The organism is Rhodoplanes tepidamans, from assembly GCF_030813915.1.
In the GTDB taxonomy this organism is placed as follows: domain Bacteria; phylum Pseudomonadota; class Alphaproteobacteria; order Rhizobiales; family Xanthobacteraceae; genus Rhodoplanes; species Rhodoplanes tepidamans.
Map to the genome: position 1 here is coordinate 154,105 of NZ_JAUSUJ010000011.1, position 13,173 is coordinate 167,277.

The following is a 13,173-nucleotide window of genomic DNA, read 5'->3' on the forward strand; positions in this document are numbered from 1 at the left end:
GGCGAGGCACGTCATGAAATCCGCCATCCTGGTCTTCCCGGGCATCAACCGCGAGCACGACATGGCCCGCGCGCTGCGCCTGTGCGCCGGCAGCGACACCGCCATGGTCTGGCACACCGAGACGGCGCTGCCGGACGGCACCGACCTGGTCGTGCTGCCGGGCGGCTTCTCCTACGGCGACTATCTGCGCTGCGGTGCCATCGCGGCGCGCGCCCCGGTGATGGATGCGGTGCGGGCCTTCGCGGCCAAGGGCGGCCTCGTGCTGGGCGTCTGCAACGGCTTCCAGATCCTGTGCGAAGCGGGGCTGCTGCCGGGCGTGCTGATGCGCAATGCCGGCCTCAAGTTCATCTGCAAGGACGCGTATATCCGGGTCGAGCGGGCCGACACGCCGTTCACCCGCGGCTACAATGCCGGCCAGGTGATCCGGGTGCCGGTCGCCCACGGCGAGGGCAACTACATGGCCGATTCGGAGACCATCGCCCGGCTGGAGGGCGAGGGCCGGATCGTGTTCCGCTACACGGCGCCGGACGGCACCCCGTCACCGGAATGGAACATGAACGGCTCGATCTACGCGATCGCCGGCATCCTCAACGACCGCGGCAACGTGCTGGGCATGATGCCGCACCCCGAAAACCACGTCGAAGACCTGATGGGCTGCACCGACGGCCGCGGCCTGTTCGCCGGGCTGGGAGGGCATTTCGCCGCCTGAGCCGGGCAGGGCGGCCCTGGCCGCCCCCCGGCTCGTCGCGGGGCGCCGCCCGGCCGTCACCGCTTGAGCGGATGGCCCGGCATCAGCTCGTAGGGGGGCGCCCACCCCGGGAGGGCCTTCAGCCGCTCCAGCCAGGCGCCGATGTGCGGATACGCCGCCGGGATGTCGAAGCCGAACTCTTCGGCCGGGTAGTACAGGTAGCCGCACATCGACACGTCCGCGATGGTGGGCGCCTCGCCGAGCAGCCAGGGCCGGTCGGCGAGCCGCTTGTCGACGATGGCGAGCGCCCCCTTGGCGCGGCCCTCGAGGAAGCCGAGCACGGCCGGGTCGCCCGGCGTCTTGGCGAGCGTGCGCAGGAACCGGAACGGCCCCAGCATGCCGTTCACCTTCTGGTTGTCGAAGACGATCCAGCGCCACGCCTCCAGCTCCTGCTCCTCGCCCTGCGGCAGGTACTGGCCGGAGATGCGCGAAAGGTATGCCAGGCAGACGCTCGACTGGCTGAGTCGCCGGTCGCCGTGCCGCAGCACCGGCACCTCGCCCATCTCGTTGACCTCTCCGCGGAACTCCGGGCTGCGCGTCTCGCCGGCCTCGAAGAAGTCGACCCACACGGGCGCCCAGTCGGCGCCGATCAGGTTCAGCATCAGCGCCACCCGGTAGGCATTGCCGGATTGGGCGAAGCAGTAGAGCTCGTAGTCGGCCATGTCGGTTCCCCTCGCGGCGTGCCGCGGTCTGCTCCTGAGGCCCGGTCCGCCCGCCTCCGCGGCCTTCGGCGCGGCGCGGCCGCGGTCGCCGGACCGCGTCGAGCCGTTGCGCCCAAGTTGCCGAGGATGAACGAAGATCGTCCCGTGCCCCTACCCTTTTACGCTTTTTAGACGCCTTGCTCCTAGAGTTCGTTAGGCGTCCGGCGGGTATGCATCGGCCGGGGCGGGCGCGTCCGAAGCGTCATGTGCTGGAGTATCGTATGGACATCTCGACCGCGCTCGGCCTGATCTCCGGCCTGATCGTGCTCGTCACCCTGATCATGATGGGTGGCGATCTGCGGATGTTCCTCGACATCCACGCCTTCATCGTGATCTTCGGCGGTGCCTTCGCGGCGACCCTGATCCGCTTCCCGCTGTCCTCGATCTTCCACGGCCTGCCGCTCGGTCTCAAGTTCGCGTTCACGCTTCGCCGCATGACCCAGCGCGAGCTGATCGACGAGATCTCCAACCTCGCCGAGATCGCCCGCAAGCAGGGGCCGATCGGGCTGGAGAAGGTCGAGGTCGAGGACACGTTCCTGGCCAAGGGCGTCCGGCTGGTCGCCGACGGCTACGACGTCGACTTCATCCGCGACAATCTCGAGCGCGACCGCGACAACTTCCTGACCCATCTCGACGAGGGTCAGAAGATCTACCGCGCCATCGGCGACTGCGCCCCGGCCTTCGGCATGGTCGGCACGCTCATCGGCATGGTGCAGATGTTCGCCAACATGACGGACCCGTCCAAGCTCGGTCCCTACATGGCGGTCGCGCTGCTCGCCACCTTCTACGGCGCGGCGGTCGCCAACCTGTTCTGCCTGCCGATCGCCGACAAGCTGCACGGCAAGCTGGTCGACGAGGAGATCAACCGCACCCTGATCATCGACGGCGTGCTGATGATCCGCGACTCCAAGAGCCCGTCGGTGGTCCGCGAGATGCTGCTCGCCTACGTGCCCGAGAAGAACCGCGACGAGATGGCCGAGGCGGCCGCGGCCTGACCGGGCCGGAGCGAGGATCGGGGAAGTCGAGACATGGCGCGCCGCAAGGACGGAGGGCACGGCGGAGGGCACGGGTGGTTCGTCACCTTCGCCGACCTCATGGGCCTGCTGGTGGCCTTCTTCGTGATGCTGTGCGCCTTCTCGACGCAGGATCAGCAGAAGCTGCAGATCGTCGCAGGCTCGATGCGCGACGCCTTCGGCGTGCAGGCGAACATCCGCTACTCCGGCATCATCGAGATCCCCGGCCTGCCGACCCGCCCGAAGCTGAAGAACGCCGCCCACATCCCGCCCGAAGAGGCGTCCGCCAGCCCGAGCCCCGACCAGCACGACCGGCAGCGCAGCTCCGGCGCCCGGCTGAAGCAGGACAAGGCCTTCGCGCTCGCCGCCGCCTCGCTGCGACAGGCCCTGCAGGACATGCCGGAGCTGACCGAGGTCTCGAAGCACATCATGATCGAGGAGACCCGGGAGGGCCTCAACGTCGAGATCGTCGACCAGGACGGCCGCTCGATGTTCCCGGAAGGCTCGCGCGAACCCTACGAGCGGACCCGCCGGCTGATCGAGAAGCTCAGCGTGCCGCTGAAGTCGACCCCGTTCCGCATCTCGATCACCGGCCACACCTCGGCCACCCGGACGCCGTTCCGGCCGGGCTTCGGCCCCTGGGAGCTCTCCGCCGACAGGGCCAATGCGGTGCGCCGCATCCTGGAGGAGGAGGGGGTGCCGAGCGCCAACTTCTTCATGGTGGCGGGAAAGTCCGACAACCAGCCGCTGTTCCCGGACGATCCCTACATTGCGGCAAACCGACGCGTCACCATCACCCTGATGCGGGAGGAGCCGCCGATCCCCCTCGACTTCAATCCCTGACGGGTTCGCGCCGGTTTCCGGGCCCGCCCGGGCCGCCGCGCCCCGGTTCCATCGCACCGCACGCCGGTCATCCCCCGGTGGCGGCATAGCCCGTCCAACCCCGGGGCGGTTGTGCCGGCCCCCGGGCGTGCTATTGGCGTGACGAGGCGGCATGCCCGGACGTCCGACGGACGGACCGGCGGCCGCGGTGCGGCGCGATGGCGGGGACCGATCGGCGATACCATGAACGAGGCGACCCGCGTCACCGAGTCCCAGGACCGGCACGACCATTCCGCGCGCAGTGCCCACCATGACTCGTCGAGCTTCTGGGCGCTGACGCTCGGCAGCGTCGGCGTGGTCTACGGGGACATCGGCACCAGCCCGCTCTACGCGTTCCGCGAGGCGCTGCGCTCGGCGGTCGGCGACGGCCCGATCACCCAGACGGCGGTGCTCGGCGTGCTCTCGCTGATCCTCTGGGCCCTGACCCTGGTGGTCACGGTCAAGTACGTGCTGCTGCTGCTGCGCGCCGACAATCACGGGGAGGGCGGCACCCTGTCGCTGACCGCGCTCGCCTCGCGGGCGCTCGGCCGGCGCACGATGCCGGTCGTCACCCTCGGCATCATCGGGGCGGCCATGTTCTACGGCGACTCGGTGATCACGCCGGCCATCTCGGTGCTGTCGGCGGTCGAGGGACTGACCATCGTCACGCCCGCCTTCGAGCACGCGGTGCTGCCCCTGACGGTCGGCATCCTGGTCGTCCTGTTCGCCGTCCAGTCGCGCGGCACCGCGCGGGTCGCCGCCTTCTTCGGGCCCGTGATGGTGGTGTGGTTCGTGGCCCTGGCGGGGCTCGGCCTTCTCCACATCGCCGACGATCCGCACATCTTCTGGGCCGCGAACCCGCTGTACGGGATCTCCTTCGTGGTCGAGCATCCGCTGATCGGGCTGGTGACGCTCGGCCTCGTCTTCCTGGCCGTCACCGGCGGAGAGGCGCTCTACGCCGACCTCGGCCATTTCGGCTGCAAGCCGATCCGGACCGCCTGGTTCGGCCTCGTCTTCCCGGCGCTGGTCATCAACTATTTCGGCCAGGGCGCCATGGTGCTGGCCAATCCGGGAGCGCTGGAGAACCCGTTCTACCGCATGGTTCCGGAGCCCTTCCTGCTGCCCATGGTGATCCTCGCGACCGCCGCGACCGTGATCGCCAGCCAGGCCGTGATCACCGGCGCCTACTCGATCACCCGGCAGGCGATCCAGCTCGGCCTCATCCCGCGGCTGGCGATCCGCCACACCTCCGAGATCCATTCGGGCCAGATCTACATCCCGCGGGTCAACACGGCCCTGCTGGTCGGCGTGCTGCTGCTGGTCGGCATGTTCAAGACCTCGAGCGCCCTCGCCTCGGCCTACGGCATCGCCGTCACCACCACCATGGTGGTGGACGCGCTGCTCGCCTTCGTGGTGATCTGGAAGCTGTGGGGCTGGAAGCCGTGGTCGGCGGCGGCCCTCATCGTGCCGTTCGTGCTGATCGACGGCACCTTCTTCATCGCCAATCTGCTGAAGCTGTTCGAGGGTGCCTGGGTGCCGCTGCTGTTCGCCGGCGTCATCGTGCTGCTGATCATGACCTGGCGGCGCGGCTCGCGCCTGCTCGCCGCCAAGACGCGGCATCTCGAAATTCCGCTGGAAACGCTCGTCCAGACGCTCACCAAGAAGCCGCCCCACATCGTGCCGGGCACCGCCGTCTTCCTCACCGGCGATCCCGATTCGGCGCCCACGGCGCTGCTCCACAACCTCAAGCACAACAAGGTGCTGCATCAGCACAACGTGGTGCTGACCATCGAGAGCGCCGACACGCCGCGGGTGACCGAGGAGGACCGGGTGCGCATCACCCGCCTGTCGCCGCTGTTCAGCAAGGTTGTGCTGCGCTTCGGCTTCATGGAGACGCCGAACGTCCCCAAGGCGCTGGCGATCGCCCGCAAGCAGGGCTGGCACTTCGACATCATGTCGACGTCGTTCTTCCTGTCGCGGCGCCTGCTCAAGCCGGCCGCCCAGTCCGGCATGCCGAAGTGGCAGGACAATCTGTTCATCCGTCTCGCCAAGTCGGCGAGCGACGCGACCGACTTCTTCCAGATCCCGACCGGCCGCGTCGTCGAGGTGGGGACCCAGGTCACCGTGTGATCACGGGCGCTCGGCCGCGTCGTGGCGGCCGATCGCGGATGCGCGCCGTCGCGACGGCCCGCGACGCCCGCCGCCGACGGACCCGCGGCCGGTGCCGCCCCGCCGCGGCGCGAGCGGACCGGTCTCCACGGCCTCATGCGATCGCTGCAATGCCGCTACGCTCTGTCGCGTCCGCGGCGCGGTGCTATAAGCCCGCGCCGTGTCGGAAGAGGCGCGAGGCGCATGATGACCGAACGTATCGCGAGTGACGAGCCGTCCGAAGCGGTCGTCGCGGTCGACGCCCGCGGCCCCGGCGGCCGGGCTCCCGGCTCGCCCTTCGTCGCCCTGACGGTGGGCAGCATCGGCGTCGTCTACGGCGACATCGGCACCAGCCCGCTCTACGCCTTCCGCGAAGCCGTGACGGCGGCGGGCGGCGGGGTGGCGGATCGGGCCGCCGTGCTCGGCGTGCTGTCGCTGATCCTGTGGGCGCTGGTCCTGATCGTGACCTGCAAGTACGTGCTGATCCTGCTGCGCGCCGACAACAACGGGGAGGGGGGCACCCTCACCCTGATGGCCCTCGCCAGGCGTGCGGCCGGGCACGGGCCGGTGATGCTGGTCTTCGGCATCGCCGGGGCGTCGCTGTTCTTCGGCGACGCGCTGATCACGCCGGCGATCTCGGTGCTGTCCGCCGTCGAGGGCCTGAAGATCGTCACCCCCGCCTTCGACCACGCCGTCGTGCCGCTCACCGTCGCCGTCCTGGTCGTGCTGTTCGCGGTGCAGTCGCACGGCACCGCCCGTGTGGCGGCGCTGTTCGGGCCGATCATGACGGTGTGGTTCGTGGTCATCGCGGCGGCCGGTCTGGCCCACGTCGCCGACGATCCGGAGGTCTTCTTCGCGCTCGATCCGCGCTGGGCCGTGGCCTTCCTGTGGACGCACGGCCATGTCGGCTTCGTCACCCTCGGCGCCGTGTTCCTGGCGGTCACGGGAGCCGAGGCGCTCTACGCCGATCTCGGTCATTTCGGCCGGCGGCCCATCCAGACGGCGTGGCTGGTTCTCGTCCTGCCGGCGCTGGCGCTGAACTATCTCGGCCAGGCGGCGCTGGTGCTGGCCCGTCCCGAGGCGATCGAGAACCCGTTCTACCTGATGGTGCCGGACTGGGCGCTGATCCCGATGGTGCTGCTCGCCACCGTCGCCACCGTGATCGCCAGCCAGGCCGTGATCACCGGGGCCTTCTCGCTGACCCGGCAGGCGATCCAGCTCGGCCTGCTGCCGCGGCTCGAGGTGCGCCACACCTCCGATGCGCAGGAGGGGCAGATCTACATGCCGCGCGTCAACCACGCGCTGGTGCTCGGCGTGCTGTTCCTGGTCGCGCTGTTCCGCTCGTCGAGTGCGCTGGCCGGCGCCTACGGCATCTCGGTGACCGGCACCATGGTGGTCACCGCCGCCATGGCCTTCGTGGTGATCTGGAAGGGGTGGGGCTGGTCGCCGCTCGCCGCCGCCGCGCTGATGGCGCCGTTCTTCGCCATCGATCTCGGCTTCCTCTCCGCCAACCTGCTCAAGGTCGCCGACGGAGGCTGGGTGCCGCTGGTCTTCGCGATCTGCGTCGCCGTCGTGATGTTCACGTGGCGGCGCGGCACGCAGCTCCTGTTCGAGAAGACGCGCCGGCTGGAGACGCCGCTGGAGGCCCTGGTCGCCATGCTGGAGCGCAAGCCGCCCCAGCGGGTGCCCGGCACCGCGGTGTTTCTCACCGCCGACCCGGCGAGCGCTCCGACCGCGCTGATGCACAGTCTCAAGCACTACAAGGTGCTGCACGAGAAGAACGTGATCCTTCACGTCCTCACCCTGCACACGCCGCGGGTGAAGCCGTCGGATCGCGTCACCATCGAGCCGATCGGTCCGACCTTCTCGCGGGTGACGCTGCGCTTCGGCTACTCCGAGAGCCCGAACGTGCCGCGCGCGCTGGCCGTCGCCCGAAAGCTCGGCTGGCAGTTCGACATCATGTCGACCTCGTTCTTCCTGTCGCGCCGCCTGCTTAAGCCGGCCGCCCGCTCGGCGATGCCGCGCTGGCAGGACCGCCTGTTCATCACGCTCGCCCGCACCGCCAACGACGCCACCGAGTACTTCCAGATTCCGACCGGCCGGGTGGTCGAGATCGGAACCCAGGTGACGATCTGAGACGTGGTCTTGCGGATCGGCTCGGCACCGCCCCGAAACCACCGCCGGGGCGAACGGCCGGACACGGCAGGACCGGGGCGGGTGGCGCCAGCCGGCCCGCGGAACCCGGCCCGCTCTTGAAAGTGTCTCGCCGGTGCCCAAATCTGGCGGGCCGGAGGGGGGATCGCCGATTCGGCGCCCGGACCGGGCGTCGCCGCCGGATCTCGTGCTGGGAGGGCTCATGTTCGGACTGTTCGGACGCAGCGTGGTGCGCGATCTGAGCGCGGAGGAGGTTGCGGCCGAGCTCGCTGCCGACCGGGTGATGCTGGTCGACGTCCGCGAGCCGGGCGAGACCGCGCGCGAGCGCATTCCCGGCGCGGTGCTGATGCCGCTGTCGATGTTCGACCCCGCCGAGCTGCCCGATCCGGCCGGCCGCGAGGTAGTGTTCTCCTGCGCCTCCGGCATCCGCTCCGTGAAGGCGGCCGAGATGGCCCAGGCCGCCGGTCTGCCGTACCGGTCGCACCTCGCCGGCGGCATCGCCGCCTGGCGGCGGGCCGGCCTGCCGACCGAGCCGTGAACGGCCGCGGCGACGAAATCTTCGGAAACGAGGCCGCGGTCGTGCCCCGATGGACGGCGCGTGCCGGCGCGCCTATGAAGGGTGTCGTCTGAACAGTGTCCGCCCGGCCGTGGCCGGGACGCGACGTCGCGAGGAGGCGAGATGCGCGCGCTGCTGCTGGGAGCCGTCGTGGCCGTGACGCTGGCCGCCGGGGCCGGTCGGGCCGAGGCCGATCCCTTCGGGATCTGGTCGCCGCCGTCCTGGGCCACCTGGTATCCGTGGTGCGCCAAGCTCAACATCGGCTTCGAGCAGGTGAGCTGCGCCTACACCTCGTTCGAGCAGTGCATGGCGACCGTTCGGGGTGTCGGCGGGTTCTGCGACCGCAACCTCTATCCGCCGCCGCCCGGCCCGCCGCCGCGGGCCAAGCGCTCGCGCAAGCGCAGCCGCTGAGCGCGGCCGCGACGACCCCGAGGCGACCCCGATGCGCCCCGCCGCCGCCGCACCCCGTTCCGCCATTCTCGGCGTCCTCGCCGCCGTCCTGGCCGTACTCGCGCCGGTTCCGTCGGCGGTCGCCCAGGACCGCGTCGTCAACGTCTACAACTGGTCGGACTACATCGCGCCCGACGTCGTCGAGGCGTTCTCGCGCGAGACCGGCATCAAGGTCCGCTACGACACCTTCGATTCCAACGACACGCTGGAGACCAAGCTGCTGGCCGGCCGTTCCGGCTACGACGTGGTGGTGCCGAGCGCCTTCTTCCTGGAGCGGCAGATCAAGGCCGGCGTGTTCCTGCCGCTCGACACGGCGAAGCTGCCGAACCTGAAGAACGTCTGGCCCGAGATCGCGACGCGCGTCGCCACCCACGACCCCGGCAACCGCTACTCGGTCAACTATCTCTGGGGCACGGTCGGCATCGGCTACAACGTCGCCAAGGCGCGCGAGATCCTGGGGCCCGACGCCAGGATCGACTCCTGGGACGTCGTCTTCAAGCCGGAGAACCTGCAGAAGTTCAAGGCGTGCGGCGTCCATATGCTGGACTCGGCCGACGACATCATGCCGGCGGCGCTGCACTGGCTCGGCCTCGATCCCAACTCCACCGACCCGAAGGATCTGGAGCGTGCCGCCGAGGTCCTGGCCAAGATCCGCCCGTCGGTGCGCAAGTTCCACTCGTCCGAGTATCTGAACGCGCTCGCCGGCGGCGAGATCTGCCTCGTCGTCGGCTTCTCCGGCGACATCATGCAGTCGCGCAAGCGCGCCGCGGAGGCGAAGACCGGGATCGAGATCGGCTACGCGATCCCGAAGGAAGGCGCGCAGATGTTCTTCGACCAGCTCGCCATCCCGAAGGATGCCGAGCATGTCGCCGAGGCGCACGCCTTCATCGACTATCTGCTGCGGCCCGACGTGGCGGCCCGGACCTCGAGCGCCCTCTCTTACGCCAACGGCAATCTCGCCAGCCAGCCGTTGATCGACAAGGCCGTGCTCGAAGACCGGACCATCTATCCGGATCCCGCCACCATGGCGCGGCTCTACACCAACAAGGCGCGCGACGCGCGGACCACGCGGCTGATGAACCGCCTGTGGACCCGCATCAAGACCGGGCGGTGAGGGGTGCGGAGCAGAGAGCCGCGCTCGCATCCTTAAATGTTTAGCGGTCGCCACAAGCCGGATTTAGGCGCTCCGGGTCATGATGTTCCCGTCCTGCGTGCATGCGCTCGGGAGTTGACCATGGTGCGCTCGGGTTTCGATCCTGTCCTGGCCGGCCGCATCGCTGCGGCGGCCGCCGCTCTGCTGCTCGGCCTCGCCGCCGTCTCCACCCCGGCCGAGGCGCGCAAGCTGCGCCTCCCGGTCTGGCGGTCGAGCGCCACGCCGGCACCCCGCCCGGTTCCGGTCCAGTCGACGCCGGTGCGGCCGCACGCGACCGTCTACGTGACGTCGGGAACTCGTCCGGTCGCTCCGACCCGTGCCTCCGCCGCGGGCGAGGGCGACCTCGCCCGGCTCGCCGGCCCCGATGTCGCGAGCGCGGCAGCGAGCCCGGCGCTCGCCGGCGAGAAGACCCACGCCGAGGAGAAGAACGCCCATCGCAAGGCTTGGCTCGACTTCTGCCAGCCGAAGCTGTCGGCCCCCGATCGCTACGGCATCGAGCGCTGGGTCTACGCGCACGAGGGCTGCCAGTTCGGCCGCACCGAGTGACGCCGGCCATGGCAAGGCTCGTCGGGAAGGCCGGCGCGCGGCTCACCGCCAGCGGCGGTGCAGCCACAGCCATTGCTCCGGGTGCTCGCGCACCCAGGTCTCGACCACGTCGGTGATCGCCTGCATGGTGCCGGCGACGTCGATGCGGCCGTCGGCGTCGCGCACCGGGGCGACCGCGTCCGTGATCTCGCCCGTGAAGCAGCCCGCCGGCAGGCGGATGATGCGCACCCCGTGGATCGGGCACTCGTACTCGCGCGCCAGCTTGGCGATCAGCGGGCTCACCCGGCAGGGCCGGCCGAAGAACGTCACGACGACGCCCTTGGAGTCGTGCTGGTCGACCAGCATGCCGACGTGATGGCCGGTCTCCAGGCCGCGGGCCAGTCGCATCGGGGCGCCGAAGCCGGACGGCACCAGCGTGCCCATCAGGGGCTCGCGCATCTCGATCAGCACGTCGGCGACCGAGCGCATGTTGGGACGCCGGTAGAGCGCCATCGAGCGCAGGCCCTCGATGCCGGCGACCACGGCCGGCAGCTCCCAGTTGGCGAGATGCGCCGTGAAGATCACGGCCGGCCTCTCGGCGTCGCGCAGCGCCTCGAACTTCTTCAGCTCGCGCTCGCCGTAGGTGATGAACTGGCGCTCGCCGCGCGCCCCCTGGGCGGCGATGCGGTCGAGATTGATCACCTCGACGGCGACGCGGCCGAGATTGTCCCAGACGCCGGAGAGGATTCTCTCGATCTCCTGGTCCGACTTCTCCGGGAACGCCGCTTTCAGGTTGGCGCGGCCGATCCTGTGCTCGCGCAGCAACGGGCCGATCCGGCGCATCACGGCGCCGGCCTTGTCGCTCGCGCGCACGCGGTCGAGCCGGCGCAGCAGCCCGATCAGCGGCCGCACGGCGCCGCGCAGCAGCCGGTCGAAGCCGCGCTTGACCACCAGGCCGGAGCGCCAGGTCCAGTATTTCCAGTAGTGCAGGGGCGAGTGCATCGAACCGCGATCAGAAGGTGACGACCACCTTGCCGAACACCTGTCGGCCGGCGAGGCGATCGAGCCCGCGCTCGAACTCGGCGAGCGGCACCTCGGTGTCGATCACGGGCTTCAGGCCGGCGGCCATCTTGTCGAGCGACTGGGCGATGTTCCTCATCGTCGCGCCGAACGAGCCGATGATGCGGTACTGCTGCTGGAACAGCTGCATCAGGTTGAGCGTGATGCTCGGGCCCGAGGTGGCGCCGCAGGTGACGAGGCGGCCGCCGCGCTTGAGGCAGAGCAGCGAGCCGTTGAACGTGTCGGCGCCGACGTGCTCGAACACCACGTCGACGCCCTTCTTCTGCGTCAGCTTGCGGGTGACGCCCTCGAAGCGGTCGGTCTTGTAGTTGATCACGTGGTCGGCCCCGAGCGCCTTCGCCTTCTCGGCCTTGGCGTCGTCGCCCACCGTGGTGATCACGGTGCAGCCGATCTGCTTCGCCATCAGGATCGCGGCGGTGCCGATGCCGGAGCCGCCGGCATGCACCAGCACGGTCTCGCCGGGCTCGAGCTTCGCGTTGTCGAACAGCATGTGCTGCACGGTGGCGAAGCCGATCGGCGCGCAGGCGGCGTCGGCGAGCGACACGCCGGCCGGCACCGGGACGACGAGGCGCGCCGGCAGGTTGATCAGGTCGCGGGCGAAGCCGTCGATGTGGAAGCCCATGATGCCGCCGACGTTCTCGCACAGATTGTCGCGGCCCTCGCGGCAGGCCTTGCAGGTGCCGCAGGTGAGCGCGCCGTACATCACCACGCCCTGGCCGGGCGTGAAGCCGGTCACCCCGGAGCCGACGGCGGCGATCTCGCCCGACGCCTCGACACCGACCACGAGCGGCATCTTGCGCTTGGCGAAGGCCATCCCGCGATAGCCCCAAACGTCGAGATAGTTCAGCGCGACGGCCTTGACCCGCACCTGCACCTCGCCGCTCGCGGGCGGCGGCGGCGGATCGATCTCGGTCAGCTCGAGCTGTTTGTCGCCGAGCAGCATCAGGGCGCGCATGGAGAGAACCTCTGAGGACGGGCCGCGCCGCGGGGCGCTGGACGATCAGCGATGGACACCGATGGCGGCGGAGAGGCCGCCGTCGATCGGCAGCACGGCGCCGGTCAGGTAGGCGGCGGCCGGCGACAGCAGGAAGGCGACCAGGGCGGCGATCTCGTCGGGCCTGGCGAAGCGCCGCGCCGGGATCTGGCCTTCCATCTGGGCCCGGTACTTCTCGTAAGGCGCCATCATGGCGGTGTCGATGAAGCCGGGCGCGACGTAGTTGACGGTGACGCCGTTGCGGGCCGTCTCGATCGCCAGCGTGCGCACATAGGCGAGCAGGGCGGCCTTCGAGGCCGCGTAGGCGGCGTTGCCCTGGTTGGCCTGCAGGGCCGTGATCGAGCCGATGGCGACGATCCGCCCGGTCTTGGCGCGCATCATCGGCCGTGTCAGTGCGCCCACGAGACGGGTGAACGACCAGAAGTTCACCTGCATGGCCGCTTCGGCCTTCGCCTGGTCGAGCATCATGGCGAGCGCGTCGTAGCTCTGCCCGGCATTGTGGACGAAGCCGGCGAAGGCCGGCATGTCCGCGAGCGTCCCGGCGAAGCTTTCGACGGCGGCGCGGTCCGACAGGTCGAGCCTCTCCACGGCGACCTTGCGGTCCGGCGCGGCGGCGGACAGCTCGGCGATCAGCGCCTCGGCCTCGGCCGTGGCGGACCGCACCGTGAAGCTGACGTCGAAGCCGGCCGCGACGACGGCCCGCACGATGGCGGCCCCGAGCCCGCGGCCGCCGCCGGTGACGAGGACGTGTCCGCAAGAGGTGGTCATCGTGACTCCAGTCGAACCGTTC

At 70.1% G+C, this 13,173-nt stretch carries 13 protein-coding genes; 9 read left to right on the plus strand and 4 right to left on the minus strand.

The genetic code is table 11. The annotated features are described in order from the left end of the window. Positions 1-13: 13 nt before the first annotated feature. A complete protein-coding gene (gene purQ, locus J2S22_RS14825) occupies positions 14-709 on the plus strand; it encodes a phosphoribosylformylglycinamidine synthase subunit PurQ (RefSeq protein WP_272778021.1) in 696 nt (231 codons plus the stop codon). 56 nt (positions 710-765) lie between these two features. On the opposite strand, the gene J2S22_RS14830 is transcribed toward purQ, so the two are convergent. Further along, positions 766-1,410, minus strand: coding sequence for a glutathione S-transferase family protein (locus J2S22_RS14830; protein WP_272778020.1), 645 nt, complete (start codon positions 1,408-1,410; stop codon positions 766-768). A 260-nt stretch (positions 1,411-1,670) separates the two neighbouring features. Here J2S22_RS14830 and J2S22_RS14835 point away from each other — a divergent pair, with 260 nt between their 5' ends. From J2S22_RS14835 to J2S22_RS14870, 8 genes are all read left to right on the plus strand, one after another. Further along, entirely contained in the window at positions 1,671-2,444 is a 774-nt protein-coding gene (locus J2S22_RS14835) for a motility protein A (protein ID WP_272778019.1), read from the plus strand. Positions 2,445-2,477: 33 nt separating this feature from the next. Next, a complete protein-coding gene (locus J2S22_RS14840; RefSeq protein ID WP_272778018.1) occupies positions 2,478-3,305 on the plus strand; it encodes an OmpA/MotB family protein in 828 nt (275 codons plus the stop codon). A gap of 222 nt (positions 3,306-3,527) precedes the next feature. Then, positions 3,528-5,453 carry a potassium transporter Kup gene (locus tag J2S22_RS14845; RefSeq protein WP_272778017.1) on the plus strand — a complete coding sequence of 642 codons (1,926 nt, stop codon included), beginning with the start codon at positions 3,528-3,530 and terminating at the stop codon, positions 5,451-5,453. Positions 5,454-5,678: 225 nt separating this feature from the next. Then, entirely contained in the window at positions 5,679-7,607 is a 1,929-nt protein-coding gene (locus J2S22_RS14850; RefSeq protein ID WP_272778060.1) for a potassium transporter Kup, read from the plus strand. A gap of 220 nt (positions 7,608-7,827) precedes the next feature. Further along, positions 7,828-8,163 carry a rhodanese-like domain-containing protein gene (locus tag J2S22_RS14855; RefSeq protein WP_272778016.1) on the plus strand — a complete coding sequence of 112 codons (336 nt, stop codon included), beginning with the start codon at positions 7,828-7,830 and terminating at the stop codon, positions 8,161-8,163. A 141-nt stretch (positions 8,164-8,304) separates the two neighbouring features. Next, positions 8,305-8,592, plus strand: coding sequence for a DUF3551 domain-containing protein (locus tag J2S22_RS14860; RefSeq protein ID WP_272778015.1), 288 nt, complete (start codon positions 8,305-8,307; stop codon positions 8,590-8,592). 31 nt (positions 8,593-8,623) lie between these two features. Further along, positions 8,624-9,745, plus strand: coding sequence for a polyamine ABC transporter substrate-binding protein (locus J2S22_RS14865; RefSeq protein ID WP_272778014.1), 1,122 nt, complete (start codon positions 8,624-8,626; stop codon positions 9,743-9,745). 120 nt (positions 9,746-9,865) lie between these two features. Then, positions 9,866-10,330, plus strand: coding sequence for a hypothetical protein (locus J2S22_RS14870; protein ID WP_272778013.1), 465 nt, complete (start codon positions 9,866-9,868; stop codon positions 10,328-10,330). A 42-nt stretch (positions 10,331-10,372) separates the two neighbouring features. Here the strand turns inward: J2S22_RS14870 and J2S22_RS14875 are convergent, their stop codons facing one another. The 3 genes from J2S22_RS14875 to J2S22_RS14885 are packed head-to-tail and all read right to left on the minus strand — an operon-like array spanning position 10,373 to position 13,151. After that, positions 10,373-11,311, minus strand: coding sequence for a lipid A biosynthesis lauroyl acyltransferase (locus J2S22_RS14875; RefSeq protein WP_272778012.1), 939 nt, complete (start codon positions 11,309-11,311; stop codon positions 10,373-10,375). A 10-nt stretch (positions 11,312-11,321) separates the two neighbouring features. After that, positions 11,322-12,344, minus strand: a complete 1,023-nt coding sequence (locus J2S22_RS14880) for a zinc-binding dehydrogenase (protein ID WP_272778011.1) — start codon at positions 12,342-12,344, stop codon at positions 11,322-11,324. A 45-nt stretch (positions 12,345-12,389) separates the two neighbouring features. Next, the gene (locus tag J2S22_RS14885; RefSeq protein WP_272778010.1) at positions 12,390-13,151 is read right to left on the minus strand and encodes an SDR family oxidoreductase; all 762 of its coding nucleotides are present in this window, start codon (positions 13,149-13,151) and stop codon (positions 12,390-12,392) included. Between the last annotated feature and the right edge of the window lie 22 nt (positions 13,152-13,173).